This is a genomic window from Methylobacterium sp. R2-1, assembly GCF_014191355.1.
GTDB lineage: Bacteria > Pseudomonadota > Alphaproteobacteria > Rhizobiales > Beijerinckiaceae > Methylobacterium.
Genome location: NZ_JACHWM010000007.1, coordinates 19,846 through 44,119 on the forward strand (window position 1 = coordinate 19,846; position 24,274 = coordinate 44,119).

General features: G+C 67.0%; 15 protein-coding genes. 7 read left to right on the plus strand and 8 right to left on the minus strand.

Annotation, left to right across the window (positions count from 1 at the left end; genetic code table 11):
* Positions 1-46: 46 nt before the first annotated feature.
* Positions 47-871 (minus strand): prephenate dehydrogenase/arogenate dehydrogenase family protein, encoded by an 825-nt coding sequence (locus tag FHU13_RS11490; protein ID WP_183435983.1) that lies wholly within the window; start codon positions 869-871, stop codon positions 47-49.
* 394 nt (positions 872-1,265) lie between these two features.
* Between FHU13_RS11490 and FHU13_RS11495 the strand changes: the two genes are divergently transcribed.
* Positions 1,266-3,734, plus strand: a complete 2,469-nt coding sequence (locus FHU13_RS11495) for an EAL domain-containing protein (RefSeq protein WP_183435984.1) — start codon at positions 1,266-1,268, stop codon at positions 3,732-3,734.
* A gap of 79 nt (positions 3,735-3,813) precedes the next feature.
* Here the strand turns inward: FHU13_RS11495 and FHU13_RS11500 are convergent, their stop codons facing one another.
* On the minus strand, positions 3,814-5,457 hold the full coding sequence (locus FHU13_RS11500; RefSeq protein WP_183435985.1) for a B12-binding domain-containing radical SAM protein: 1,644 nt from the start codon (positions 5,455-5,457) through the stop codon (positions 3,814-3,816).
* 696 nt (positions 5,458-6,153) lie between these two features.
* Between FHU13_RS11500 and FHU13_RS11505 the strand changes: the two genes are divergently transcribed.
* On the plus strand, positions 6,154-7,692 hold the full coding sequence (locus FHU13_RS11505) for a porin (protein ID WP_183435986.1): 1,539 nt from the start codon (positions 6,154-6,156) through the stop codon (positions 7,690-7,692).
* A 42-nt stretch (positions 7,693-7,734) separates the two neighbouring features.
* On the opposite strand, the gene FHU13_RS11510 is transcribed toward FHU13_RS11505, so the two are convergent.
* Complete coding sequence (locus FHU13_RS11510; RefSeq protein ID WP_183435987.1) at positions 7,735-7,884, minus strand: hypothetical protein; 150 nt, start codon at positions 7,882-7,884, stop codon at positions 7,735-7,737.
* A 726-nt stretch (positions 7,885-8,610) separates the two neighbouring features.
* Between FHU13_RS11510 and rplJ the strand changes: the two genes are divergently transcribed.
* From rplJ to rpoC, 4 genes are all read left to right on the plus strand, one after another.
* Positions 8,611-9,129 (plus strand): 50S ribosomal protein L10, encoded by a 519-nt coding sequence (gene rplJ, locus FHU13_RS11515; RefSeq protein ID WP_183435988.1) that lies wholly within the window; start codon positions 8,611-8,613, stop codon positions 9,127-9,129.
* 57 nt (positions 9,130-9,186) lie between these two features.
* Positions 9,187-9,567 (plus strand): 50S ribosomal protein L7/L12, encoded by a 381-nt coding sequence (rplL, locus tag FHU13_RS11520; RefSeq protein ID WP_183435989.1) that lies wholly within the window; start codon positions 9,187-9,189, stop codon positions 9,565-9,567.
* Between the two features lie 260 nt (positions 9,568-9,827).
* Positions 9,828-13,958: a DNA-directed RNA polymerase subunit beta gene (gene rpoB, locus FHU13_RS11525; protein ID WP_183435990.1), complete on the plus strand. Its 4,131-nt coding sequence runs from the start codon at positions 9,828-9,830 to the stop codon at positions 13,956-13,958.
* A 179-nt stretch (positions 13,959-14,137) separates the two neighbouring features.
* Positions 14,138-18,349, plus strand: a complete 4,212-nt coding sequence (rpoC, locus tag FHU13_RS11530; RefSeq protein ID WP_183435991.1) for a DNA-directed RNA polymerase subunit beta' — start codon at positions 14,138-14,140, stop codon at positions 18,347-18,349.
* A gap of 113 nt (positions 18,350-18,462) precedes the next feature.
* Here the strand turns inward: rpoC and FHU13_RS11535 are convergent, their stop codons facing one another.
* Both FHU13_RS11535 and FHU13_RS11540 read right to left on the minus strand, forming a co-directional pair.
* Entirely contained in the window at positions 18,463-19,566 is a 1,104-nt protein-coding gene (locus FHU13_RS11535) for a polyamine ABC transporter substrate-binding protein (protein ID WP_183435992.1), read from the minus strand.
* Positions 19,563-19,922, minus strand: a complete 360-nt coding sequence (locus FHU13_RS11540; RefSeq protein ID WP_183435993.1) for a RidA family protein — start codon at positions 19,920-19,922, stop codon at positions 19,563-19,565. The genes FHU13_RS11535 and FHU13_RS11540 overlap by 4 nt, the downstream gene beginning before the upstream one ends.
* A gap of 244 nt (positions 19,923-20,166) precedes the next feature.
* On the opposite strand from FHU13_RS11540, the gene FHU13_RS11545 reads away from it, so the two are divergent.
* Entirely contained in the window at positions 20,167-20,433 is a 267-nt protein-coding gene (locus tag FHU13_RS11545) for a GlsB/YeaQ/YmgE family stress response membrane protein (protein ID WP_183435994.1), read from the plus strand.
* Positions 20,434-20,561: 128 nt separating this feature from the next.
* On the opposite strand, the gene FHU13_RS11550 is transcribed toward FHU13_RS11545, so the two are convergent.
* The 3 genes from FHU13_RS11550 to pnp form a co-directional block, all read right to left on the minus strand.
* Positions 20,562-20,786, minus strand: a complete 225-nt coding sequence (locus FHU13_RS11550; protein ID WP_210279257.1) for a YgaP-like transmembrane domain — start codon at positions 20,784-20,786, stop codon at positions 20,562-20,564.
* Positions 20,787-20,876: 90 nt separating this feature from the next.
* Positions 20,877-21,518, minus strand: a complete 642-nt coding sequence (locus FHU13_RS11555; RefSeq protein ID WP_183435995.1) for a glutathione S-transferase family protein — start codon at positions 21,516-21,518, stop codon at positions 20,877-20,879.
* A 266-nt stretch (positions 21,519-21,784) separates the two neighbouring features.
* A complete protein-coding gene (gene pnp / locus FHU13_RS11560) occupies positions 21,785-24,031 on the minus strand; it encodes a polyribonucleotide nucleotidyltransferase (protein WP_183435996.1) in 2,247 nt (748 codons plus the stop codon).
* Positions 24,032-24,274 lie beyond the last annotated feature (243 nt).

Below are 24,274 nucleotides of genomic sequence, written 5' to 3' on the forward strand. Positions count from 1 at the left end.
ACGCTTGGCGCCGGACCCTCCGCGGTTCGGCGTCAAGCGTGCCGATCTACGAGGCAAGCGGGAGCGCCTCGTGCCTGACCGCTCCGTGCTCGGCTGCGTCGGATAACTCGGCATCGAGCTGGCCGGCGAGCGTGAAGAAGCGCCGCCGCACCTGTGCCGCGTGCGGGTTCGCGCGCTCGATGGCGTGGAACACGTCCGGTGCATCGTGCCGCACCATGTCGACCGCCTGCATCAGCATGTCGAAGCTGCGCGTCGTCATTCGCGTCGACAGCGGCTCCATCGCCACCAGAACCTTGGCGATGAGGTGGGTCAGCCCCTGAACCGAGGCCATCGCCCGGTCATGCGCGTCCGGCGTCGTCAGGATGACGTCGAGGCCGAGCACGCGCCGCAGGAAGGCGGCCGCTCTCAGGGCCCGCCGTCCGCGGATCGGGCAGACGGCGATCTTCAGGCCCCGGACGCCGTCGCTGGCGCTCTGCGGTCCGAACAGCGGATGGGTCGCGAGGATCTCGACATCGGCCGGCAATCCCTCCTGCAGGATCGCGGCGGGTCCCATCTTCACCGAGCCGACATCGACCACGAGCGTGCCCGGCCGCAGATGCGGGGCGAGGGCGCGCACCGCCTCGGCGAGGCTCGCCACCGGTGTGGCAAGGATCACCACGGGACAATCCGCCAAGCCCGGAAGATCGGCCGCGACCGCTTCCGGTCCCGCCTGTGCCGCGAGATGTGCCGCGAGCCTCCCGGCCGGCAGGGAGGGGTCGTGGATCGTCAGAGCGGCGTGCGGCGCGAGATGGCGGGCGATCAACCGGCCGAACGCGCCGAAGCCGACGAGACCGATCGACAGGCGAGGGGAGAGAGGATGTGGAGCAGACACGGTGTGACCTCGGGATAGGGCGAGGTCGGCGGTCCGTCACGGGATGTTCCATGATCCTCAAGCCGCCGACGACGCGGCAGCTGAAGACATGACGAGTCCAGCACCGCTAAGGGAGCGGCGCGCGATACGATCCGGAGAGGAGGAGGCCCGTCATGATGAGGGGCCTCTAGACAGGGGAGGCGGCACCGTCAAGGTCCGAACACAGAGGCGTGCCGCGCGCTAACGCAGAAATTGTGCTTTGAATTACGCGGCGACTGAACAGTAATAAAAGATAACGTGGGTTGGTTATTCGATCTTCGTTCACGAAAATGCGAGAATTGAGAAGAATCTCAGCAACGGCACCTTAAGATGCGGAGCCTAAGCCGGCCCTGGGTTGTCGGGCTCTCCATCCATCATGCTCAAAATCGTCGCCTGCGTCGCGCAACAGCACGATCTCGGCCTTGTTGTCATCTCGGCGGGCATCTGCCTGCTCGGCTGCTTCTCGACAGTGACCCTGATGGCCGAGGCCGTGCAGGCCGAGCGCCGGGCCCTTCCCTCCCGGCTGGTCGTGGCGGCGGCGGTGTTCGGCTGCAGCGTCTGGTCGCTCCACTTCGTCGCGATGCTCGCCTTCCAGCCCGGTGGTCAGACGGCCTACGACCTCCTGCCCACGGCCGCCTCGATCGCGATCGCGGTGGCCGGAGCCCTGGTCGCCCTCCTGATCTGGGCCCCCGCACGCCACGACCCGCTCAAGGTGGCCGCGGCCGGGATGGCGCTGGCTGCATCGATCTCGGGGATGCACTATACGGGTGTGAGCGCGATGGCGGCGAGCAGCCTGCTCGTTTTCGAGGACGCCTATGTCCACGCCTCGCTCGGCCTCTGCGCGACCCTGGGGGTGATCGCCCTCGCCCGGGCCGGCGACCTCACCGGACTCGGCCGCAGAATCGAAGTCACGCTCTGGCTGGCGCTGGCGATCTGCGGCCTGCATTTCACCGGCATGACGGCGCTCACCGTCGCGCCTGCCGCCCCGCGGGAGGATGGCGGTTCCGTCCTGGGCTCGACGCAACTCGGCCTCGCGGTGGGGCTCGTCAGCCTCGTCGTCCTCGCTGCCGGCCTCGCCGCGCTGCTGATGCAGCGGCATCTCATGCGCCGCAGCATGGATGAGCTGAGCCGCATGCGCCTGCTCGGCAACCTCGCCCACGAGGTGCTGTTCATCCACCGCGACGGCCGGGTGGTCGAGATCAATCAGGCGGGCTTGCGCCTGTTTGAGACGACCGCGCAGGAGATCATCGGTCGGCCGATTTTGGACCTGTTCACCGAGGCCGCCGCACCGGCTCTGATGCGGCGCAGCCGCTGCCGCCCGGAGGATCTGCGTCCGGAGGAGTTCGAGATCCGCTCGGCGGCCGGCACCCTCGTGCTGGTGGAGCTCTCCTGCCGCCCCATCGAGTATCTCGGTCGGCCCGCCACAGCGGTGGCCCTGCGCGATCTCAGCCAGCGCCGCCGCGACGAGGCGCGCATCCGCCACCTGGCCCTGCACGACGCCCTGACCGATCTGCCCAACCGCACCTTGCTGGAGGAGCGCCTGGGCCTCGCCCTGGAGACGGCGGCCGAGAACGGGACGAGCGTGGCGCTGGTCTATCTCGACCTCGACCGCTTCAAGCCCGTCAACGACTTCCACGGTCACGCCACGGGCGACGCCCTGCTCGTGCAGGCGGCCAAGCGCATGCTGGCCGAGCTGCGCCCGACCGATACGCTCGCCCGGATCGGCGGCGACGAGTTCGTGATCGTCCTGGCCCATACCCGCACCCTCGCGCAGATCGCCGAGACCGCGGAGCGGCTGGTCGAGGCGCTCGGCCGCCCGTTTCAGATCGAGGGCCAGGGCGGAGGTCACAGCGAAGCATTGCGCATCGAGATCGGCGCCTCGGCGGGCATCGCCGTCTATCCCAGCGACGGCAGCACGGCCGAGAGCCTGAAGCGCGCCGCCGACACCGCCCTGTACCGGGTCAAGGACGAGGGGCGCGGCGCGGTGCGCTTCTTCGAGGCGGCGATGGACGAGCAACTCCAGGCGCGCCGCCGGATCGAGCACGAGCTGAGCGGCGCGATCCCGCGCGGCGAGCTGCAGCTCTACTACCAGCCGATCGTCAACGGCCGCACCGGCGAGATCGAGACCTTCGAGGCACTGATCCGCTGGCACCATCCGGAGCGCGGCTGCGTCCTCCCGGCCGAGTTCATCCCGCTCGCCGAACAGACCGATCAGATCGGGCGGATCGGTGCCTGGGTGCTCGACGCCGCCTGCGCCGCGGCCGCCGCTTGGCCGCATCCCTGGCGGGTCTCGGTCAACGTCTCGCCGAAGCAGTTCCGCCAACCGGGCTTCGCCGCCGGCGTGGCGGCGGTGCTCGGCCGCCACGGGCTTCCGCCGGGACGGCTGGTGCTGGAGATCACCGAGGGCGTCTTCATCCAGGACGCGGCGATGGCGGTGGAGGTGCTCACGGCGCTCCGCACCCTCGGCGTGCGCCTCGCGCTGGACGATTTCGGGACGGGCTACTCCTCCTTGAGCTACCTGCAGCGGTTCAAGTTCGACAAGATCAAGGTCGATCAGTCCTTCGTCCGCCGGCTCGGACAGCACGCGGACTCGCTGACGATCGTGCGCGCGATCACCCATCTCGGGCACAATCTCGGCCTTCAGGTCACAGTCGAGGGCGTGGAGACGCAGGAGCAGCTCGCCGTGCTGCGCGAGCTCGGCTGCGACCAGATGCAGGGCTACCTCTTCGCCCGGCCGACTCCCATGACAGGACCGATGATAACCCCCATGACGGGGTCCTCAGATCTGGAACGGGCACGCCTGCGCGCCCTGTTCGCCGAGCTGCCGGCCAAGGTCTACGCCTGAAGGCGAGGCTTTCGCCTGAGAGGGGGCGGGCATTCTCGCCGCCCACCCTGGGAACCGGTTCGCCCGAAATCCGGGAAGGTCAGGCTGCCTCGCGCTCCGGTGCGAGGCGGCGTCGGGCATTCTCCCACCAGCTGCGCTGGCGTTGCGCCTCGGCCTCCGCCGCCTTGGCGGCGTAGAAGGAAGCGTTGTGCTCGCCTCGCAGCGCCTCGCGGGTGAAGCGGATCAGGTGGTGGGCGACGAAGCCCATGTTGAACACCGCCTCGATCTGCCCGCGCTTCAGCGCATGGCCCGCCGCCCGCCAGAACGGCCGGCGGTAATCGGAGAACAGCCCGACGCGGGTGATGATGTTGAAGCCCAGGATCAGGCCGCGGCGCAGGTTCGTGACCGTGAGCTTGCCCTTGGTCGGCGTGACGATGCGGTTGCCGTAGGTCACGTCGCACTGGTGCTTGAAGCGCTCGAACAGGTGCTCGGGCGCGTAGGCGTGGGCGATGGCGCGCCGCCAGGAGCTCACCACGGTGTCGTGCGGGCGCTTGAACAGCACGTTCGATTCGAGGCTGGCGTCGTGGAGGAGCCGGCCCTCGCGCTCGAGCCGGTCCCAGAGCGGCGTCTTGGGCAGCGCCTGGAGCAGGTTGATCGTCAGCACCGGAATCGCGGACTTGTCGATGAAGTCGATCAGGTTCTGCTCGGACTTGTCGGAGTCCGAGTCGAGGCCGAGGATGATGCCTGAGGTCACCTCCAGTCCGTAGGAGTTGAGCGTCTCGATCGCCTCGTACATCGGCACGGCGGCGTTGTGAGTCTTGTCGATGCCCTTGAGCGCCTCGGCCTCCGGGGTCTCGATGCCGACGAACACCGTCATGAAGTTGGCCTGCCGCATCAGCTCAAGGATCTCGGGCTGCTTGGCCATGTTCAGCGTCGCCTCGCAGGCGAACTGAAGGGGGTAGTTGTTCCGCTTCTGCCACTCCACGAGGTGGGGCAGCATCTCACGGGTCGCCTTGCGATTGGCGATGAAGTTGTCGTCGACGAAGTAGACCACCGCCGGGTGGCCCGGTTGGCTGATGATCGCGTCGAGCTCGGCGCACATCTGCTCCGGGCTCTTCAACCGCGGCTGACGCCCGTAGAGCTGCGGGATGTCGCAGAACTCGCAGCGATAGGGACAGCCGGACGAGAACTGGAGTGAGCCGATCAGGTAGCGCTTAAGCGGCACCGCCTCGTAGGCCGGGGCCGGGAAGTCGGCGAGCGCCAGCCGGTCCTTGGTATCGAGCACGACCTGAGCCGCCGGGCGGGACAGATCGCGGTCCAAAATCTCGATCAGCCGGTCGGTGGCGTCGCCGATCTCGCCGACATGAAGATAGTCGAAATCCGGGTACTTCTCCGGCGCGCCGGACACCGAGGGGCCGCCGAGCACCGCGACCTTGCCGGCCTCGTGTGCCCGCCGCCTGATATCGTGGATCTGGCCTTCCTGGATGTGCATGCCCGAGACGAACACCGCGTCGGCCCAGGCGAAATCCTGAGGTGAAGCCGGTCGGATGTTCTCATCGATGAACCGGCACTCCCAGTTCTCGGGCATGTAGGCCGCGATCACCAGGAGCCCCTGGGGCGGCATGAACGCCTTCACCCCGCCCATCAATGGGTAGGCATGGGAGAACGTGCCGAAGGACGGCGTGTAGGCGGGGAAGACGCACAGGATGCGCCGACGGGAGGAGATGGGGAGGGGGCATCGCATGGCCGCCAATCTAGCACAGTGCCGCGCTTTGGCGTCCCCCCTGCTCCTCTCTTTGGCGTGACATCGTGCTTCGGAAGCCGGCCGGCCCGGCGCGTCGGCGCGGACGGGTCTGCCGGACGGCGCGGCCGCCCCGCCGCGGCCGTGCGGACACATCGAACGATCAACCGTGCCCCGGCGGTGGCGGCATGCGGCGGGCGCATGAGGCACCGCGCTGTCCTTTTGGCCCGGGCCGGGGGTGACCGCCTGAGGGGGACCAAGTTTTCCGGACTTGAGACGGCCAATCCTGCCTCGGCCGCCAAGAGTGACACAGGCTTGAAAGAAACAGAGAAGCATTTTTGCACGTCAGTTTTATGACGAAATAAATTGGCGATCTTGCTGGATTAATGTTCGAAATACATCGTCTATATAGTAATGAGTCGGACTTAACCTCACTATCATTATCGATTTACTTTCAATTGCTCGAAGGCGATGCTATCGCCCTTTCCCGGATGCGGGATGCATCGGGGTCGCTAAACGACTGAGCCGCCTAACGAGTTTGCCGGCCGCCGCGTCTTTGGCCGGCATCCGGTCAAACGCCTCCCAGGCCGTCGCCCGGATTCGCCCTGCTGCTTCGAACCCAACCTGTGGATGCGCGCATCCCGGCACAACACGGCGAGCGTCATCACGCCGGCCTGGGACGCGATGGGGATTTGAACGATGAAACGACGTCTTCTCGCCGCGCTGCTCTTATCGAGCGCCCTGGTGCTCCCCGCGGCGCAGGCTCGGGCCCAGACCGTCGCGGAGCTGCAGCGCCAGATCAACGAGCTCAAGGCGATGATCAAGGCGCAGTCGGAGGCGCAGGGCCGGGGGGGACGGCGTGGCGGCCCCGTCGCCATGCGCCCGGCGAAGGCCCGCACCACCGATGCCGGCACCTTCCCCGCCGCCGGCCGGCCGATCGAGTCCGCGGTGGCGCAGCCGGCCGCGTCCGGCCCGGTTCCGCACCGCTTCGCCCTCGACGAGCCGGACACGTGGTACGACGCGCTGGTGCCGCCCGCGCCCGAGCTGCTCGCGGATGACCCCCGCCACGCCGGCCGTCCCAAGACCTGGTTCGAGCGCCTGTCGCTGCGCGGCTACACGCAGCTGCGCGGCAACGAGTTCCTGTCCGGCGACGACACGGCGCCGGCCGGCCTCTCGCGGCTGCGCTCGGTCCACGACAGCGGCATCACCGACCGCAACAACTTCACCTTCCGCCGGGTGCGCTTGGTCCTGCAGGGCGACATCCACGAGCGGGTGTTCATCTACCTCCAGCCCGACTTCGCGGTGAACGTCTCGAACCAAGCCGGCAGCGAGGTGCGCCAGAACTACACCCAGCTGCGCGACGCCTATGCCGACGTGTTCCTCGACGACGAGCGCCGGACCAAGCTTCGCTTCGGCCAGCAGAAGGTGCCCTACGGCTGGGAGAACCTGCAATCCTCGCAGAACCGCCTGACGCTGGACCGCTCCGACGCGATCAACAGCGCGGTGCCCGGCGAGCGCGACATCGGCATCACCTACTACTACACGCCCTGGCACGTGCAGCGCATCTGGGACCGCCTCGCCAAGGGCGGCCAGAAGCTGTTCGGCAATTACGGCGCCTTCGGCGTCGGCATCTACAACGGCCAGACCATCAACCGGATCGAGGCCAACAACGACCTGATGACGGTGGTGATGGCGACCTGGCCGTTCGAACTCGACGGGCTCGGGAAGGCGTTCCGGGGGCAGGTGCTGGAGGTCGGCGGATCGGCCTACCGCAACCGCTTCCGGCCGGAAGCCACTTTCGGCACCACGACCGCCCTCGGCCGCGGCTACGACGACGAGCGCGTCGGCCTGCACGCGATCCTCTACCCGCAGCCTTTCGGCCTGCAGGGCGAGTGGAACTGGGGCCGCGGTCCGGAATACGACCCTGTCACCCGAACGATCCAGACCAAGCCGCTCCAGGGCGGCTACATCCAGGCGATGGTCAAGGTCGATCACTCCCCGGTCGGTCCGTTCATGCCCTACGCCCGCTGGCAGACCTACGACGGCGGCTGGAAGGTGGCGACCGGCGCGCCGCGCCTCGACACCGACGAGTTCGAGCTCGGTGTCGAGTTCCAGCCGATCAAGTCGGTCGAGCTGACCCTCGCCTACGCCAACATGAAGCGTCGCGAGGCCAATATCGGTCGCTTCGGCCGGGCCGAGGGCGACCTGTTCCGCGGGCAGTTGCAGATCAACTACTGATCCCGAGCCGACCCGGGCGGACGACGGCGGGCGGCTCGGAGTTCAGGCCTCCGACCGCTTCGACAGGAGCGAGGCGCGGCTCACGCCTTTGCCGCCTTCGGCATCCGGATTGCGCAGCTCGCGCATCCCGGGCAGGTGGCCGTCCAGGACGAAGACGAGCACCACCAGAGCCAACAATACCTTCGAGGCCATCGCCCGAACCATCCCCGCCTTTGTGCGCTTTTGTGCGCTGCGGTGTAGAGCGGTCGCGACAGGGGCGGTGATGCGCTGGCGCACACGGACCACGTGACCCGGCGGATGCGGCGGGGACAGAGTCAAGGCGCGGTTAAGGCAAGTGCCTGAGGCAAGAGGGGAGGCCCGTGCGTGCCTCCGGCCGGGGACGGTGCCCGCGGACGGGCCTGCGAGCTCATCTTCGCGTCCGCGCTGCTGCCTGAGCGCTTGCCTGCGACGGAAAAGTCGCGTTGCGGGACTTGGCAGGGAGCTTGCACGCCGCTATAGACCGCGCTCCACGAATTCACCCATTGGAAGGGATCGGCCGATCGGTCGGTTTCCATTCGAGATGCCGCCCGGGCGACCGGGTGGTGATGGCCGGAAGGGACTTGGAGCAACCGCTCTGAGCGCCGTTTCCGGCTATGTCCTGTCCGAGACTGCAGGCGCCGGGCAACCGGCTTAATCGGAGACAGCCTGCACAGACGGGGAAGACCGAATTTCTTACACCTCGCTTCGGGGCCGGCAGGCACCGGGGGAGGCGTCGGTTTGAACCAATCTCACCTGCGAGGGGCCTCACGGCGCTTCAAGGGGACAGGGCCGTGAGACGTCGCCTGGGCGACGGTTCCGGCTTCTCAGCCGAGTTCCGTTCCGGGCGGCAAGTGCAACCGGCGGGCCTGTCTCAGGTTCCGCCAACCGGAGAGAGCACCAGTGGACCGGACAGCTAAAGCTGATCTCGTCTCGACGCTCAACGGCGTGTTCACCGCGAACGCCGTCGTCGTCGTGGCCCACTACAAGGGCCTCACGGTCGCCGACATGCAGAAGCTGCGCTCGCAGATGAAGCAGGCCGGCGCCACCGTGAAGGTCGCCAAGAACCGGCTCGCCAGCATCGCTCTCGATGGCACGGACGTCGCCTCCATCAAGCCCCTCCTGAAGGGCCCGACCCTGCTCGCCTATTCGAGCGATCCGGTTGCGGCCGCCAAGGTTGCGGTGGACTTCGCCAAGACGAACGACAAGCTCGTGATTCTCGGCGGCGCCATGGGAACGACTGCCCTGAACCCGGACGGCGTGAAGGCACTCGCCACGCTCCCGTCCCTCGACGAACTGCGCGCCAAGCTCGTGGGCCTCATCCAGGCTCCCGCGACCAAGGTCGCTCAGGTCGTCAACGCGCCGGCGGCCAAGCTCGCCCGCGTGTTCGGGGCCTATGCCAAGAAGGACGAGGCGGCCTGAGCCGTTCGCCCCTAGCGAAACCATCCGTTCAAACCGATATACGCAAGGAATACGCACATGGCTGATCTCGCCAAGATCGTCGAGGACCTCTCCTCGCTGACCGTTCTCGAGGCCGCCGAGCTCGCCAAGCTCCTCGAGGAGAAGTGGGGCGTCTCGGCCGCTGCCGCCGTCGCCGTCGCCGCTGGTCCGGCCGGTGGTGGCGCCGCTGCCCCGGCTGCCGAGGAGCAGACCGAGTTCACCGTCGTCCTGGCCTCGGCCGGCGACAAGAAGATCGAGGTCATCAAGGAGGTCCGCGCGATCACCGGCCTCGGCCTCAAGGAGGCCAAGGACCTCGTCGAGGGCGCCCCGAAGCCGGTCAAGGAGTCGGTGGCCAAGGACGAGGCCGAGAAGATCAAGGCCCAGCTCGAGAAGGCCGGCGCCAAGGTCGAGCTCAAGTAATCCGTCGATGGGCCGTTCCAGGCCCATCGCATCCGGCGCGTGTCCCTCGGGGCCGCGCCGGCCAGACGCCCGCGGGCTCCGGCTCGCGGGCTAACGCCGCTTCGGGCGGCCGTCGTTTCCGAAGGCGGGAGCGCGGCGAACAGAAGACGAATTCGGTTCGGGTGGGCTGATCGTCCGGCGGGGCGGCCCTTCGAGCCCGGTGATGGGAGGCTCTTCGCCTTCCCCGGGCACCCTACGCTGAGGTGGTGGAGCGAGGTCTCATGGCCAATACGCTGGTCGGTCGCAAGCGCATTCGCAAGTTCTTCGGCAAGATCCGGGAAGTCGCCGAGATGCCGAACCTCATTGAGGTTCAAAAGGCGTCCTACGACCAGTTCCTGATGGTGGACGAGCCGGAAGGCGGACGTGCCGACGAAGGTCTTCAGAGCGTCTTCAAGTCGGTCTTCCCGATCTCCGACTTCGCCTCGACGGCGCTCCTGGAGTTCGTGCGCTACACCTTCGAGCAGCCGAAATACGACGTCGACGAGTGCCGCCAGCGCGGCATCACCTTCGCGGCCCCGCTCAAGGTGACGCTGCGCCTGATCGTGTTCGACGTGGACCCGGATACCGGCGCCAAGTCGGTCAAGGACATCAAGGAGCAGGACGTCTACATGGGCGACATGCCGCTCATGACGGACAACGGCACCTTCATCGTCAACGGCACCGAGCGCGTCATCGTCTCGCAGATGCACCGCTCGCCGGGTGTGTTCTTCGACCACGACAAGGGCAAGACCCACTCCTCGGGCAAGCTCTTGTTTGCCGCCCGCATCATCCCCTACCGGGGCTCCTGGCTCGACGTCGAGTTCGACGCCAAGGACATCGTGCACGTGCGCATCGACCGCAAGCGCAAGCTGCCGGTCACCTCGCTCCTGTTCGCGCTCGGCCTCGACGGCGAAGAGATCCTCTCGACCTTCTACAACCGCGTCTCGTACGAGCGGGACGGCGCGGACTGGCGCGTGCCGTTCGACGCCGAGCGTCTGAAGGGCTTCAAGGCCTCCGTCGATCTCATCGACGCCGATTCCGGCGAGGTGGTGCTCGAGGCCGGCAAGAAGCTCAACGCCCGCAACGCGCGCCTGATCGGCGAGAAGGGCACCAAGTTCCTCAAGGCGACCGACGAGGATCTCGTCGGCCAGTACATCGCCGAGGATCTCGTCAACGCCAACACCGGCGAGATCTGGGCCGAGGCCGGCGACGAGATCTCCGAGAAGCTGCTCAAGGCGCTCGACGATGTCGGCATCACCGAGATCCCGGTGCTCGACATCGACCACGTCAATGTCGGTCCCTACATCCGCAACACGCTGGCGGTGGACAAGAATTCCGGCCGCGAGGGCGCGCTGTTCGACATCTACCGCGTCATGCGCCCCGGCGAGCCGCCGACGCTCGACACCGCGGAGGCGATGTTCCACTCGCTGTTCTTCGACGCCGAGCGCTACGACCTCTCCGCCGTCGGCCGCGTGAAGATGAACATGCGTCTCGACCTGGACGCCGCCGACACCGTGCGGACGCTGCGCCGCGAGGACATGCTCGCGGTCGTCAAGGCGCTGGTGGACCTGCGCGACGGCAAGGGCGAGATCGACGACATCGACCACCTCGGCAACCGCCGCGTCCGCTCGGTCGGCGAGCTGATGGAGAACCAGTACCGCCTGGGTCTCCTGCGGATGGAGCGCGCCATCAAGGAGCGTATGTCCTCGGTCGACATCGACACGGTGATGCCGCAGGACCTGATCAACGCGAAGCCCGCGGCGGCGGCCGTGCGCGAGTTCTTCGGCTCGTCGCAGCTCTCGCAGTTCATGGACCAGACCAATCCGCTGTCGGAAGTGACGCACAAGCGCCGCCTCTCAGCGCTCGGCCCGGGCGGTCTGACCCGCGAGCGCGCCGGCTTCGAGGTGCGCGACGTGCACCCGACGCATTACGGCCGTATCTGCCCGATCGAGACGCCGGAAGGCCCGAATATCGGCCTCATCAACTCGCTGGCGACGTTTGCCCGCGTGAACAAGTACGGCTTCATCGAGACGCCGTTCCGCCGGGTGAAGGACGGCGTGGTGACCGACGAGGTCGCCTACCTCTCCGCCATGGAGGAGGCGAAGTACTACGTCGCCCAGGCCAATGCCGGCATGGACGAGGGTCGCAAGCTGACGGATGATCTCGTCGTCTGCCGCCGCGCGGGTGAGGTCATCGTGGTCGCTCCCGACCGCGTCGATCTCATGGACGTGTCGCCGAAGCAGCTCGTGTCGGTCGCCGCGGCGCTGATCCCGTTCCTCGAGAACGACGACGCCAACCGCGCGCTGATGGGCTCGAACATGCAGCGCCAGGCGGTGCCGCTGGTCCGCGCCGACGCGCCCTTCGTCGGCACCGGCATGGAGGCCGTGGTCGCCCGTGACTCCGGCGCCGCCATCGCCGCCCGCCGCTCCGGCATCGTCGATCAGGTGGACGCCACCCGTATCGTCATCCGCGCGACGGAAGAGACCGACCCGACCAAGCCCGGCGTCGACATCTACCGCCTGCAGAAGTTCCAGCGCTCGAACCAGTCGACCTGCATCACGCAGAAGCCGCTGGTGCGCGTCGGCGAGCCGGTGAAGAAGGGCGAGATCATCGCCGACGGTCCCTCGACCGAGTTCGGTGAGCTCGCGCTCGGCCGCAACGTGCTCGTCGCGTTCATGCCGTGGAACGGCTACAACTTCGAGGACTCGATCCTGCTCTCCGAGCGGATCGTGAAGGATGACGTGTTCACCTCGATTCACATCGAGGAATTCGAGGTGATGGCCCGCGACACCAAGCTGGGTCCGGAGGAGATCACCCGCGACATCCCGAACGTCTCGGAAGAGGCGCTCAAGAACCTCGACGAGGCCGGCATCGTCTATATCGGCGCGGAGGTGCATGCCGGCGACATCCTCGTCGGCAAGATCACGCCGAAGGGCGAGAGCCCGATGACGCCGGAGGAGAAGCTGCTCCGCGCCATCTTCGGCGAGAAGGCGTCCGACGTGCGCGACACGTCCTTGCGCGTGCCCCCCGGTGTCACGGGCACGATCGTCGAGGTCCGGGTGTTCAACCGCCACGGCGTCGACAAGGACGAGCGCGCCCAGGCGATCGAGCGCGAGGAGATCGAGCGTCTCGCCAAGGACCGCGACGACGAGCAGACCATCCTCGACCGCAACACCTACGCGCGTCTAGCCGAGGTGCTGATCGGTCAGTCGCCGATCGCCGGTCCGAAGGGCTTCCGCAAGGACACCACGCTGACCCGCGAGATCATCAGCGAGTATCCCCGCTCGCAATGGTGGCAGTTCGCCGTCGTCGACGACCGTCTGATGACGGAGATCGAGGCGATGCAGAAGCAGTACGACGAGTCGAAGAAGCGCCTTGAGCAGCGCTTCCTCGACAAGGTCGAGAAGCTGCAGCGCGGCGACGAGCTTCCGCCCGGCGTCATGAAGATGGTCAAGGTCTTCGTGGCGGTGAAGCGCAAGATCCAGCCCGGCGACAAGATGGCCGGCCGCCACGGCAACAAGGGTGTGGTGTCGCGCATCGTGCCGATCGAGGACATGCCGTTCCTCGAGGACGGCACGCATGCCGACATCGTGCTCAACCCGCTCGGCGTGCCCTCGCGCATGAATGTCGGCCAGATCCTGGAGACGCACCTCGGCTGGGCGGCTGCGGGCTTGGGTCGCAAGGTCTCGAAGGCGGTCGATGCCTATCTGAGGAATCAGGACATCGCGCCGCTGCGGGCCGAAATGGAAGCGATCTACTCAGCCAGCGAACTCGAAGGGCTCTCCGACGAGGCTCTGGCCGAGGCCGGCAACAACGTCCGCCGCGGCGTGCCGATGGCGACGCCGGTGTTCAACGGCGCCAAGGAAGCCGACATCGAGACGATGCTGGAGATGGCCGGGCTCGACCGCTCGGCGCAGTCGACGCTCTACGACGGGCGGACCGGCGAGCCCTTCGACCGCAAGGTCACCATGGGCTACATCTACATGCTGAAGCTGCACCACCTCGTGGACGACAAGATCCACGCGCGCTCGATCGGTCCGTACTCGCTCGTCACCCAGCAGCCGCTGGGCGGTAAGGCGCAGTTCGGCGGCCAGCGCTTCGGTGAGATGGAGGTCTGGGCGCTGGAGGCCTACGGTGCGGCCTACACGCTGCAGGAGATGCTCACGGTGAAGTCGGACGACGTGGCCGGCCGCACCAAGGTCTACGAGGCGATCGTCCGCGGCGACGACACCTTCGAGGCCGGTATCCCCGAGTCCTTCAACGTGCTCGTCAAGGAGATGCGCTCGCTCGGCCTCAACGTCGAGCTGACGAACTCCAAGCAGCAGCAGGCGGCCAACGACCAGATCGAGCCGCCGGCCGACGCCGCCGAGTAACGCCAAGCCATCACCTCCCGCGGCGGTGCCTCTCGCGAGGCGCCGCCGCGGTCGAGCGGGAAGGGGCGGGGCCTTCCGACACGTGACGACGGCCAGCGGCGCTCCGGACGAGCGCGGCGCCATGAGGATCAAGCCGTGACTGCCCAGGCGCGGGGCAGCCGGCGAGCAAGGAGCGGATCATGAACCAAGAGGTCATGAACCTTTTCAATCAGCAGGCCCAGCCGCAGAGCTTCGACCAGATCAAGATCTCGATCTCGTCGCCCGAAAAAATCCTGTCTTGGTCCTACGGCGAAATCAAGAAGCCCGAGACGATCAACTACCGGACCTTCAAGCCCGAGCGCGACGGTCTGTTCTGCGCGCGCATCTTCGGGCCGATCAAGGACTACGAATGCTTGTGCGGCAAGTACAAGCGCATGAAGTACAAGGGCGTCATCTGCGAGAAGTGCGGCGTCGAGGTCACCCTCGCGCGCGTCCGGCGCGACCGCATGGGCCATATCGAGCTCGCCGCCCCCGTCGCTCACATCTGGTTCCTGAAGTCACTGCCGAGCCGCATCGGCCTGCTGCTCGACATGGCGCTCAAGGACCTTGAGCGGATCCTGTACTTCGAGTCCTACGTCGTCATCGAGCCGGGCCTCACTCCCCTCAAGGAGCGTCAGCTCCTGTCGGAGGAGGAGTACCTGCGCGCTCAGGAGGAGTACGGCGAGGATTCGTTCACCGCGATGATCGGCGCCGAGGCGATCCGGCGCATCCTGCAGGAGCTCGACCTCGAGGGCATCGCGACTTCGCTCAAGGAGGAGATCGCGACGACGACCTCCGAGCTGAAGCCGAAGAAGCTGATGAAGCGCCTCAAGATCATCGAGGCGTTCCAGCTCTCGGGCAACAAGCCCGAGTGGATGATCCTGACGGTCGTGCCCGTCATTCCGCCGGACCTGCGCCCGCTGGTCCCGCTGGACGGCGGTCGCTTCGCCACGTCCGATCTCAACGACCTCTACCGCCGCGTCATCAACCGCAACAACCGCCTCAAGCGGCTGATCGAGCTGCGCGCGCCGGACATCATCATCCGCAACGAGAAGCGCATGCTTCAGGAGGCGGTCGATGCGCTGTTCGACAACGGCCGCCGCGGCCGCGTCATCACGGGCGCCAACAAGCGCCCGCTGAAGTCGCTCGCCGACATGCTGAAGGGCAAGCAGGGCCGCTTCCGCCAGAACCTGCTCGGCAAGCGCGTCGACTATTCGGGCCGCTCGGTCATCGTGGTCGGCCCGGAGCTGAAGCTGCACCAGTGCGGTCTGCCGAAGAAGATGGCGCTGGAGCTGTTCAAGCCCTTCATCTACGCGCGCCTCGACGCCAAGGGTTTCTCCGCGACCGTCAAGCAGGCGAAAAAACTCGTCGAGAAGGAGAAGCCCGAAGTCTGGGATATCCTGGACGAGGTCATCCGTGAGCATCCCGTCATGCTCAACCGGGCGCCGACGCTGCACCGCCTCGGCATCCAGGCGTTCGAGCCGAAGCTGATCGAGGGCAAGGCGATCCAGCTCCACCCGCTGGTCTGCGCCGCGTTCAACGCCGACTTCGACGGCGACCAGATGGCCGTGCACGTTCCCTTGAGCCTCGAGGCTCAGCTGGAAGCGCGCGTCCTGATGATGTCGACCAACAACATCCTGCACCCGGCCAACGGTCAGCCGATCATCGTGCCGTCGCAGGACATCGTTCTCGGCCTCTATTACCTCTCGATCGTTGCCGATGGCGCGGTCGGCGAGCACAAGGCCGACGACAAGAACAACCCGATGCAGGGCGTGTTCGGCGATGTCGGTCAGCTCGAGCACGCGCTCGCGGCCAAGACCGTGTCGCTGCACTCGAAGATCAAGTGGCGCTGGCGCGGCCTCGGGCCGGACGGCGAGCCGGTGTCGAAGATCTACGACACGACGCCGGGCCGCGTGATCCTGTCCGGCGTGCTGCCGATGCACCCGAAGGTGCCCTTCGACGTCGTCAACAAGCTGATGACGAAGAAGGAGATCTCGGCGATGATCGACACCGTCTACCGCCACTGCGGTCAGAAGGAGTCGGTGATCTTCTGCGACCGCATCATGGCGCTCGGCTTCAGCCACGCCTTCCGCGCCGGCATCTCGTTCGGCAAGGACGACATGGTCGTGCCGGAGAACAAGTGGTCGATCGTCGACGACACCCGCGCGCTCGTGAAGGATTACGAGCAGCAGTACAACGACGGCCTGATCACCCAGGGCGAGAAGTACAACAAGGTCGTCGATGCCTGGGCCAAGTGCTCCGACAAGCTCGCCGCCGAGATGATGGGCCGGATCTCCGCCGTCCAGAAGGACGAGAACGGGGCCGACAAGCAGGTCAACTCGATCTACATGATGAGCCACTCGGGCGCCCGTGGTTCGCCCGCGCAGATGAAGCAGCTCGCGGCGATGCGCGGCCTCATGGCCAAGCCGTCGGGCGAGATCATCGAGACCCCGATCATCTCGAACTTCAAGGAAGGCCTCGACGTTCTCGAGTACTTCAACTCCACCCACGGCGCCCGTAAGGGCCTCGCGGACACGGCGCTGAAGACCGCGAACTCGGGGTACCTCACCCGCCGCCTCGTCGACGTGGCGCAGGATGCCGTCATCCGCGAAGTCGATTGCGGCACCACCAACGGCATCAAGATGCGCGCCATCATCGATGCCGGCCAAGTCGTCGCGCCGCTCGCCATCCGCATCCTGGGCCGTGCCACGGCCGAGGATCTGGTGGCGCAGGACGGTACCATCATCGTCAAGACCAACGAGACGATCGAGGAGCGTCACCTGCCGGCGATCGCCGCCGCGGGCATCCAGGAGGTGAAGATCCGCTCGGTGCTGGTCTGCCAGACCAAGAGCGGTGTCTGCGCCACCTGCTACGGGCGCGACCTCGCCCGTGGCACGCCCGTCAACATGGGCGAGGCCGTCGGCGTCATCGCGGCGCAGTCGATCGGTGAGCCGGGCACCCAGCTCACCATGCGCACCTTCCACATCGGCGGCGCGGCGCAGATCGCGGATTCGTCCTTCGTCGAGTCCAGCTTCGAGGGCACGATCAAGATCCGCAATCGGTCGCTCGCCAAAAACTCGGACGGCGATCTCATCGCCACCGGCCGTTCGGTCGCGGTGGTGATCGTCGGCTCCGACGGCACCGAGCGGGCGGTCCACCGCCTGCAATACGGCGCCAAGGTGCGCGTGGACGAGGGCGACACGATCAAGCGCGGGCAGCGGATCGCCGAGTGGGATCCCTACACCCGTCCGATCGTCGCCGAGGTGGACGGCATCGTCGGCTACGAGGATCTCTACGATGGCCAGTCCATCACCGAGACGACCGACGAGTCGACCGGCATCGCCAAGCGCGTCGTCATCGACTGGCGCGGCTCGTCCCGCACCTCCGACCTGAAGCCGGCCATGCTCGTGCTGGATCAGGACGGCAAGCCGGTGAAGCTGCCGCGCGGTTCGGATGCCCGCTACTTCCTGCCGGTCGATGCCATCATCGGTCTCGATCCGGGTGCGAAGGTGAAGGCCGGCGACGTGCTGGCCCGCGTCTCGACGGACTCGGCCAAGACCCGCGACATCACCGGCGGTCTGCCGCGGGTGGCGGAGCTGTTCGAGGCGCGTCGTCCGAAGGATGCGGCGATCATCGCCGAGAAGTCGGGCACGATCGCCTTCGGCCGCGACTACAAGAACAAGCGTCGTCTGACGCTGACGCCGCACGACGGTTCGGAGGCGGTCGAGTACCTGATCCCGAAGGGCAAGCACATCCACTTGCAGGACGGGGACGTGGTGGAGCTCGGCGACTACATCGTCGACGGCAACCCGGCGCCGCACGACATCCTGGCGATCAAGGGCGTGGAGGAGCTTGCCGCCTACCTCGTCAACGAGATCCAGGAGGTCTACCGGCTCCAGGGCGTGTCGATCAACGACAAGCATATCGAGGTGATCGTCCGGCAGATGCTGCAGAAGGTGGAGATCACCGACGGCGGCGATTCCGACATCCTCACGGGCGACCAGATCGACCGTACGGAACTCGCCGAATACAACGAGAAGCTGCTCGCCGAGGGCAAGAAGCCGATCCAGGGCGTTCCGGTCCTACTCGGCATCACCAAGGCGTCGCTGCAGACGAAGTCGTTCATCTCGGCGGCCTCGTTCCAGGAGACCACACGCGTCCTCACCGAGGCGGCGGTCAACGGCAAGGTCGATACCCTGGAGGGGCTGAAGGAGAACGTCATCGTCGGCTCGCTCATCCCGGCCGGCACCGGCTCGCTCGCGGCGGACATCCGCTCCATCGCGCGCCGCCGCGATAGTCTGATCCTGCAGCAGCGCTCCGCTGAGAACGCGGCCAACGCCGCCGAGCTCAGCGAGCTGCCCGCGGCCGAGTAAGGCACGACTCCAGAGCGCCCCGCCCGCTTCACGGGCGGGGAGTGACGAACGAGAAAAGGCCCCGGCTCTCAGAGCCGGGGCCTTTTTCGTTGCTGCGAACTTGGTCCGAAGAATCAGCGGCCGGTGCGCACCCGCGTCCAGGCCCGGGTGACGAAGCGCTGCGTCGAGTCATTCCAGGCGGTGTTGACCGAGAGCCGCTGCATCACCGCCTCGTCCGGGTAGATGCCGGGATTGCTCCGGATCTCCGGCTTCACGAACTTCTGCGAGGCGAGGTTGCCGTTGGCGAAGGACACGAAGTTGGTGTTGGCCGCCGCCACTTCCGGGCGCATCATGTAGTCGATGAAGGCGTGCGCCTCGGCCGGGTGGGCGGCGTCCTTCGGGATCGCGAAGGCGTCGAACCACATCAGCGCGCCCTCCTTCGGGATGAAGTAGGCGATCTCGACGCCGTTCTTCGATTCCTCGGCGCGCTTCTTCGCCTGCATCACGTCGCCGGAATAGCCGACCGCGAGGCAGACATCGCCGTTGGCGAGCCCGTTGATGTATTCCGAGGAATGGAATTTCCGTACCGAGCCGCGGACCTTGTAGAGCGCGTCGGTCACCGTGGTGATGTCGTCCCAGCGCTTCGAGTCGGACTTGTAGCCGTAGAAGGGCAGGATCGAGGGGATCAGATCCTCGGGGGAATCGAGGAGCATGACGCCGCAATCCTTGAGCTTCGAGATGAATCCCGGATTGAGCACGAGGCTCCAGCTGTTGAGGGGCGCGTTGGCGCCGAGCCGCTCGCGCACGGCGGACAGGTTCACGCCGATGCCGGTGGTGCCCCACATGTAATCGATGGCAAACGTATTGCCGGGATCGTAGGCCTGGAGCCGGCCCGTGATCTCGGGCCAAGCGTTCTTGAGGTTCGGGATCTTCGCCTTGTCGAGGGGCAGGAAGACCCCGGCCTTGATCAGGCGCTGCAGGAAGGGGCCGGAGGGCACGACGATGTCGTAGCCGGACTTGCCGGCGAGCAACTTCGTCTCGAGGATCTCATTGTTGTCGTAGGTGTCGTAGACGACCTTGATCCCCGTCTCCTTGGTGAAGTCGTCGAGCACCTTCGGGTCGATGTAGTCCGACCAGTTATAGATGTTGACGACGCGCTCCTCGGCGCTCACGCCGGCGGCGGCCGTGAGGAGAAGGGGGAGGGCGGCGAGCCCTCCCAACAGGCGCCGCCGGATCACGATTTGCCTCGCGCGGCCGTGATGGCGATCTCGACCCGGTATTCCGGCGCAACGAGCCGGGCTTCCACGGTGGCGCGGGCAGGCGGGTTGTCCTTGTCGACCCAGGCGTCCCAGGCCGCGTTCATCTTGGCGAAGCCGGCGATGTCGGCGAGGTAGATCGTCGCCGACAGGATGCGGGACTTGTCGCTGCCCGCCGCCAGCAGCAGCCGGTCGATCTGCTCCAGAATCTGCTGCGTCTGCGCGGTGACGCCGGTGCCGACAACGTCGGCCGCCACTTGGCCGGCCAGGAAGACGAGGCCGCCATGGGCGACCGCTTGGCTCATGCGGGGACCGGTCTCGTAGCGTTCGATGGTCATAGGGCACTGGTCTCGATTCGTTGAAGGCGGACTCTTCTGCCGCCGTGGACGGTTCCCCGTAAAGGGGGCCGAAGCGGTGCCCGAAACGGATCTCGGAGAGCTTGCCCGCGCCGCCCGCATTTTTTGCGCCTCGGCGTGACTGGCGAGGCAACCGGCATCATCGCTCGCGCGTTTGCCTCACGAATACGGCCAAGTCTTCCGGCCTGATCTTCAGGTCGAAGGCGCTTTTCGGGGTTGGAGCCAAATGGAAATTCTCTGGACCATCATCATCGGCTTCGTGGCCGGCGTCATCGCCAAGTTCATCATGCCCGGTGACAAGGAGCCCGCGGGCTTCATCATGACGACGATCCTCGGCATCGTCGGCGCCTTCGTCGCGACCTTCATCGGTCAGGCGGTCGGCTGGTACGGGCCCAACGAGGGCGCGCGCTTCATCGGCTCCATTATCGGCGCCTGCGTCGTGCTCGCGATCTACGGCTTCATCGCCGGCCGCACCAGCAGCCGCTCGCTCTGAATTCTGAGATCTCACGACGACAATAGAAGGAAGGGGCGCTCCTCGGGGAGCGCCCCTTTTCGTTGGAGCCGCATTGTCCGGCAACGAAGCGGAAGCGTCGCCGGCCGGTCGAGGTCGTCGAACGGTCGTCAGCCGGTCAGGTCACGCCCGCCCGCGGTGACCGCCTTGACGGCGCAGTGGCCGGTGGCGCCGCGCACGGCGAGGCCGACGCCGACCACGAGGGCGGCGAGGCTCAGCAGCTTGTTCGGCCGGGGCTGCGCCGCCGCGGCGGCGATACCGAGACCCAACGCGACGGAGACGGCCCGCTCTGTCATGCTCAGGTTCGGCTCGCCGGAGAAAATGTCCTCGATCATCTCGTTCACGGTCAACGCGCTCCTTCTTGATGCCCGTGCGGGTTCGCGGGGCGAACGCGGGGCGGCCGACGCCGTTCCGTGGAAAGGCGGCTACGAGGCGCTCGCGGCCTGTGCGAGAAGCCCGTCGTCGATCTCCCGTGCCCGCACGGCCGCCGGCCGCTCAAGGTGGCGCCCGACATAGCTCTCGAAGGCAGGGCGCTTCGGAATCGTGCCGAACTGCATGCCCCAGCCGAGATGCGAGGCGACGTAGAGGTCGGCAGCGCTGAACCGGCCGCCTGCCACGAACTCCACCCCGGCGACCGCGCCCTCGAGCGTGTCGAGCGCCGTCTCCAGGCTACCGTAGCCGACCATGCCCTGCATGCGCGGATCGTCGGGGACACTCACCTTGAGCACGCCGTTCGTCACCGCGGCCTCGATCGGGCCGGCGCAGAAGAACAGCCAGCGATAATAGGGAGCCCGGTCGCTGTGGCCCGGCTCAGGGGCGAGCCGGGCCTCAGGGAAGGCGTCGGCAAGATAGGCGAGAATCGCGGCACACTCGGTCACCACTGTGCCGCCGTGGCGGAGGGCGGGGACCTTCCCCATCGGGTTGATCGCCCGGTAGGCCGGCGCCTTCATGGAGGTGCCGTAGCCGAGAATCTCGGTGCGGTAGGGCGCGCCGACCTCCTCCAGCATCCAGCGGACGATCCGGCCGCGGGACATCGGGTTCGTGTAGAAGACGAGATCGTCGGACATCGGTAGGCTCCGGGGGAGACACCCGCGCGGCGGGCGTCGCCCCCGTGTTAGGGGGAGGGCACGCGGGCAAGGAAGCCTGGAGCGCGCCCGCGCGCCGGAACCCGGCGATAATCTGGAAGCACACGGTCCGGGAGGCACCGGGCAGGATGTTGTTGTCGCGCGCGGAGAGGACGGAGCGCCGGTCGCGTTCGAAGCGCTCAAGCAAAGAGCGCGGCCCCCGGAGGGACCGCGCTCTTCAAGCGTCCAGTATGGATTGTGAGAGGGGCTTATTCGCCCGACGACTCCCGGCGGCGCTCGCCGCGGTCGCGGCGGGGACCGCGATCGCCACGGTCACTGCGGTCACCGCGGTCGCTGCGCTCCTCACGCTCCGGCTCGCCGCGCTCCGCGCGCTCGGCCTTGAGCTTCTCGGTGATGTCCTCGCCGGTCTCCTGATCGACGACCTTCATCGAGAGGCGGATCTTGCCGCGCTCGTCGGCGCCGAGGAACTTCACCTTGACCTTCTGGCCCTCCTTCACGACGTCGCCGACCTTGGCGACGCGCTGGGCGGCGAGCTCCGAGATATGGACGAGGCCGTCCTTGGCGCCGAAGAAGTTCACGAAGGCGCCGAACTCCATGATCTTGACGATCGTGCCGTCGTAGATCGTGCCGGCCTCGGGCTCGGCAACGATGGAGCGGATCCAGTTATAGGCCGCCTTGATCGCCTTGCCGTCGGACGAGGCGATCTTCACGACGCCGGTATCCTCGATGTTGATCTTGGCGCCGGTCTTCTCGACGATCTCGCGGATGATCTTGCCGCCGGTGCCGATCACGTCGCGGATCTTGTCGGTGGGGATCTGCATCGTCTCGATGCGCGGCGCGTACTCGCCGAGTTCGGGGCGGGCCGCGGTCAGCGCGTTGGCCATCTCGCCGAGGATGTGGGCGCGGCCGTCCTTCGCCTGGGCGAGAGCGACGCGCATGATCTCCTCGGTGATGCCGGCGATCTTGATGTCCATCTGGAGCGAGGTGATGCCCTCGTCCGTGCCGGCCACCTTGAAGTCCATGTCACCGAGGTGATCCTCGTCGCCGAGGATGTCGGAGAGCACCGCGAAGCGCTCGCCTTCCAGGATCAGGCCCATGGCGATGCCGGCGACCGGACGGCGCAGGGGCACACCCGCATCCATCAGCGACAGCGAGCCGCCGCAGACGGAAGCCATCGAGGAGGAGCCGTTCGACTCGGTGATCTCGGAGACCACGCGGATCGTGTACGGGAACTCGTGGGCCGGCGGCAGAACGGGACGGATCGCGCGCCAGGCGAGCTTGCCGTGGCCGATCTCGCGGCGGCCGGGCGAGCCCATGCGGCCGGTCTCACCGACGGAGTAGGGAGGGAAGTTGTAGTGGAGCAGGAAGCGCTCCTTGTAGGTCCCCTCCAGCGCGTCGATGAACTGCTCGTCCTCGCCGGTGCCGAGCGTGGCCACGACCAGCGCCTGGGTCTCGCCGCGGGTGAACAGCGAGGAGCCGTGGGCGCGGGGCAGCACCCCGACTTCCGACACGATCGGGCGAACGGTCTTCACGTCGCGGCCGTCGATGCGCGAGCCGGTGTCGAGGATGTTCCAGCGAACCACCTTCGACTGCGCCTCCTTGAAGGCCGCCTTGACCTTCTCGGGGCTGAACTTCTGCTCACCCTCGGCCGGGCAGAGCGCGTCAACCACCTTCGCCTTCACGGCGTCGACGGCCGCGTAGCGCTCCTGCTTGACCGTCTTCTTGTAGGCCTCGCGCAGCTCCGCCTCGCAGATGTCGAGGACGGCCTTCTCCACGTCGGCGTTCTCCGGCGGGGAGAAGTCGCGCGGCTCCTTGGCAGCCTTCTCGGCCAGGCGAATGATCGCCTCGATGACGGGCTGGAAGTGCTTGTGGCCGAACATCACGGCCCCGAGCATCACGTCCTCGGAGAGCTCCTTGGCCTCGGACTCGACCATCAGCACCGCGTCCTGCGTGCCGGCGACGACGAGGTCGAGGGTCGACTCGGCGACTTCCGTCACCAGCGGGTTCAGCTTGTAGCCACCGTTGAGGTAGCCGACGCGGGCCGCGCCGATCGGGCCCATGAACGGAACGCCGGACAGCGTCAGCGCGGCGGAGGCCGCTACCATCGAGACGATGTCGGGATCGTTCTCAAGGTCGTGGGAGAGGACGGTGACGACGACCTGGGTGTCGTTGCGCCAGCCCTCGACGAAGAGCGGACGGATCGGGCGGTCGATCAGGCGGGAGACAAGGGTCTCCTTCTCGGAGGGACGGCCCTCGCGCTTGAAGTAGCCGCCCGGGATGCGGCCGGCGGCGTAGGCGCGCTCCTGGTAGTTCACGGTGAGCGGCAGGAAGTCGATGCCGGCCTTGGGCTCCTTGCCCGCGACCACGGTGGCGAGCACGGTGGTCTCGCCGTAGGTGGCGACCACGGAGCCGTCCGCCTGCCGGGCGGTCTTGCCGGTCTCGAGAACGAGCTTGCGGTCGCCCCAGATCAGCTCTTCACGTTGTACGTCGAACATGTGTGTCTTCTGCCTTCGAACATGCGAGTCGGGCGAACCCGGCGCCGCCAGAGGCAAGACGGCGAGACGCTCTTCTGTGAGAAAAAGCGTCTCGCGATCCTGCCCTGGCGCCCTTTGCCTTCAAGCCGCCCGGGGGACCGGCCGAGCCCCATGCCCGGACAATCCTTCTTGGCTTGCTGCGCTCTCTTACGCCGAACCGGCGTCCACTTCGGCTAAGAGCGCTGCTTGTGAAAACGCGGTCCC

Coding starts and splice junctions, on each gene's coding strand:
- FHU13_RS11505 (WP_183435986.1), top strand. CDS start 6,154: ATGAAACGACGTCTTCTCGCCGCGCTGCTCTTATCGAGCGCCCTGGTG.
- FHU13_RS11550 (WP_210279257.1), bottom strand. CDS start 20,786: ATGATCGAGGACATTTTCTCCGGCGAGCCGAACCTGAGCATGACAGAG.
- rplL (WP_183435989.1), top strand. CDS start 9,187: ATGGCTGATCTCGCCAAGATCGTCGAGGACCTCTCCTCGCTGACCGTT.
- FHU13_RS11495 (WP_183435984.1), top strand. CDS start 1,266: ATGCTCAAAATCGTCGCCTGCGTCGCGCAACAGCACGATCTCGGCCTT.
- rpoB (WP_183435990.1), top strand. CDS start 9,828: ATGGCCAATACGCTGGTCGGTCGCAAGCGCATTCGCAAGTTCTTCGGC.
- FHU13_RS11540 (WP_183435993.1), bottom strand. CDS start 19,922: ATGACCATCGAACGCTACGAGACCGGTCCCCGCATGAGCCAAGCGGTC.
- rpoC (WP_183435991.1), top strand. CDS start 14,138: ATGAACCAAGAGGTCATGAACCTTTTCAATCAGCAGGCCCAGCCGCAG.
- FHU13_RS11500 (WP_183435985.1), bottom strand. CDS start 5,457: ATGCGATGCCCCCTCCCCATCTCCTCCCGTCGGCGCATCCTGTGCGTC.
- FHU13_RS11545 (WP_183435994.1), top strand. CDS start 20,167: ATGGAAATTCTCTGGACCATCATCATCGGCTTCGTGGCCGGCGTCATC.
- FHU13_RS11555 (WP_183435995.1), bottom strand. CDS start 21,518: ATGTCCGACGATCTCGTCTTCTACACGAACCCGATGTCCCGCGGCCGG.
- FHU13_RS11510 (WP_183435987.1), bottom strand. CDS start 7,884: ATGGCCTCGAAGGTATTGTTGGCTCTGGTGGTGCTCGTCTTCGTCCTG.
- pnp (WP_183435996.1), bottom strand. CDS start 24,031: ATGTTCGACGTACAACGTGAAGAGCTGATCTGGGGCGACCGCAAGCTC.